Below are 2,573 nucleotides of genomic sequence, written 5' to 3'. Positions count from 1 at the left end.
TTTGCTTCGCAAAGTGAAATCAGAGATCGGTATTACGATGATTTTTCAACCAAAACGGATGTGAATGTTTTTACTAAAATCAATTATCAACTCACTGAAAAATGGCGTTTGTTTGGGGATATTCAGTACAGAAATGTTGGTTTTACGGCTAATGGCAATGAAACAGGTTTGGTAAACGACACTTTTAATTTTTGGAACCCAAAAGCGGGAGTGACTTATGTGATGAATGAAAAACAAAATATTTATTTCTCCTACGCTAAAGCCAATAGAGAGCCTAATCGTAATGATTACGAAAACGGCAATCCGCGACCTGAAAAAATGGATGATTATGAATTGGGTTGGCGTTTATCTACCGAAAAAACAAAGTTGAATGTGAACGGGTATTTCATGAAGTACAAAGATCAATTGGTTTTAACCGGCGAATTAAATGATGTGGGAGCTCCTGTTCGAGCCAATAGCGGTGATAGTTACCGCTTGGGCTTGGAAGTTGATGCCACTTTGCAACTTTCAGAAAAATGGTTTTTGCAACCCAATGTAACGGTAAGTCAGAACAAAAATCAGGATTTTGTATTTCAACGCGATGGTGTTTTAGAAAATTTAGGAACCACGAATATTGCTTTTTCACCGGATTTAATTGCTGCCAATCGTTTGGTATATATGCCAATTAAAAATTTTCAAGTCTCACTTTTGTCCAAATATGTGGGCGAGCAATACATGGGAAATATCGATGCGGAAAGTTCAAAGTTGGACAGCTATTTTGTAAATGACTTGAATGCTTCCTATGAAATTGTAACTAAAAAAGTATTTAAATCCATTCGTATTGATGCGTTGGTAAACAATATCTTCAATTTAGAATACGAAAGCAATGGGTATTTTTATACGTATGACGATGATTTTTCCAATCCGGGAACGGTTACAACCATTGAAGGGGCCGGTTTTTACCCGCAAGCGGGAATTAATTTTCTTGTGGGATTGACGTTGAGTTTTTAAACGGAAGTAATTATAAAAGTAAACCCTGACTTCTTCCGGTCAGGGTTTTTTACGTTAGGGATAGGAGCAAAGTACCGTGTACTGCGTATAGCCCGTCTCTCGCTGAAAGCAGGAGAGAACGCCAAAATTAATTGTAAACTCTTATGATTGAGCCATTCACTTGAACTCGGTAACGTTTCATAGGATATTCTAAATTTCCTTGTCCGGTAAATAAACTATAACTTGCATTGTCACACGGACAAACAGCATTGACGCCGCTGATGGTCATTGTGGAACACGCTGCCAATGGTTGATTGGGACAAGCGGCATCAAAAGCATTAAACACACCGTTGCCGGCATTAAAAACGATAATTCCTCGCACACCAACGCCCGGATCGTTATACTTAATGGCATTACTGATAAAGTTTAATTGACTGTTGGAAGGCAAATTCAAATCGATATCTATTGAAAATCCGTAATTGGGTAAATAGGGATTTGCGTTGTTAAAATCTTCACTGTCACAAGTGATTAAAAACGGTGTTACAATCAGTAAAAAAAGAATCTTTTTCATGGTAATATTTTGATAAAGCAATTGGAAACAAAATTAATTTATTTAACTTTGTAAATGTCTTTTGACAAGATAAAAATTGAAATAAATTAAATATACTATCTTTGCAGAGAGAAATCCCGTGTGAGTGGGATTTTTTCTATTTATATAAACGACAAAATTATGAGTACAGTATCTTATTATACCGCAGAAGGATTAAAAAAATTAAGAGAAGAGTTAGAGCAATTAAAACACGTGGAACGTCCAAAAGCATCGCAAGCGATAGCAGAAGCACGTGACAAAGGTGATTTGTCTGAAAATGCAGAATATGATGCTGCCAAAGAAGCACAAGGACTTTTAGAGATGCGTATTGCCAAATTGGAAGAGGTATATTCCAATGCACGTTTAATTGATGAATCACAATTGGATTTGACCAAAGCTTTAGTGCTTTCGAACGTTAAAATTAAAAATCAAGCTAATGGTATGGAATTAAAGTATACGTTGGTTGCCGAAAGCGAAGCAGATTTGAAAACCGGAAAAATATCGGTAACCTCACCCATTGGCAAAGGATTACTAGGAAAATCGGTTGGTGAAGTGGCTGAAATCAATGTGCCAAATGGAACATTAAAATTTGAAATCTTAGAAATTTCAAGATAAAATGAGCAGTATTTTTTCTAAAATAGTCGCCGGAGAAATTCCCTGTTATAAAATAGCTGAAGACGATCGTTTTTTAGCTTTTTTGGATGTGAATCCCAACGCAAAAGGGCATACGCTGTGTATTCCAAAGCAGGAAATCAACAAGCTTTTTGAAATGGAAGAGGACCTTTATTTGGGTTTGATGCAGTTTTCAAGAAAAATAGCCATTGCTTTGGAACAGGCCGTTCCTTGTAAACGAATTGGTGTTGCTGTGGTTGGATTGGAAGTGCCACATGTGCACGTTCATTTAATTCCGTTGCAAGACATGGATGATATGCGTTTTCAACGAAAAGTGAGTTTGACTAAAGAAGAATTTGAAGAAATCGTTCAGAAAGTTCAAGAAAAATTATAATTTATTTTG

The 2,573-nt window shown here is 36.3% G+C and carries 4 protein-coding genes; 3 read left to right on the top strand and 1 reads right to left on the bottom strand.

Annotated features, from left to right (window positions below; genetic code table 11):
• On the top strand, nucleotides 1-990 hold a 990-nt coding region (locus ACIQ2S_RS12890), incomplete at its 5' end, for a TonB-dependent receptor (RefSeq protein ID WP_396176636.1).
• 127 nt (nucleotides 991-1,117) lie between these two features.
• Here the strand turns inward: ACIQ2S_RS12890 and ACIQ2S_RS12885 are convergent.
• A complete protein-coding gene (locus ACIQ2S_RS12885; protein WP_396176634.1) occupies nucleotides 1,118-1,540 on the bottom strand; it encodes a hypothetical protein in 423 nt (140 codons plus the stop codon).
• A 159-nt stretch (nucleotides 1,541-1,699) separates the two neighbouring features.
• Between ACIQ2S_RS12885 and greA the strand changes: the two genes are divergently transcribed.
• A complete protein-coding gene (gene greA, locus ACIQ2S_RS12880) occupies nucleotides 1,700-2,173 on the top strand; it encodes a transcription elongation factor GreA (protein ID WP_396176632.1) in 474 nt (157 codons plus the stop codon).
• Nucleotide 2,174: 1 nt separating this feature from the next.
• Nucleotides 2,175-2,564, top strand: a complete 390-nt coding sequence (locus tag ACIQ2S_RS12875; protein WP_396176630.1) for an HIT family protein — start codon at nucleotides 2,175-2,177, stop codon at nucleotides 2,562-2,564.
• Nucleotides 2,565-2,573: the final 9 nt, after the last annotated feature.

Origin of the sequence: Flavobacterium sp., from assembly GCF_044371705.1 — a bacterium.
GTDB lineage: Bacteria > Bacteroidota > Bacteroidia > Flavobacteriales > Flavobacteriaceae > Flavobacterium.
This window is presented reverse-complemented; position numbering and strand designations above follow the sequence as displayed.

Bases quoted from the DNA above. Each gene is read 5' to 3' on its own strand.
- ACIQ2S_RS12885 (WP_396176634.1), bottom strand. From the start codon at position 1,540: ATGAAAAAGATTCTTTTTTTACTGATTGTAACACCGTTTTTAATCACT.
- greA (WP_396176632.1), top strand. From the start codon at position 1,700: ATGAGTACAGTATCTTATTATACCGCAGAAGGATTAAAAAAATTAAGA.
- ACIQ2S_RS12875 (WP_396176630.1), top strand. From the start codon at position 2,175: ATGAGCAGTATTTTTTCTAAAATAGTCGCCGGAGAAATTCCCTGTTAT.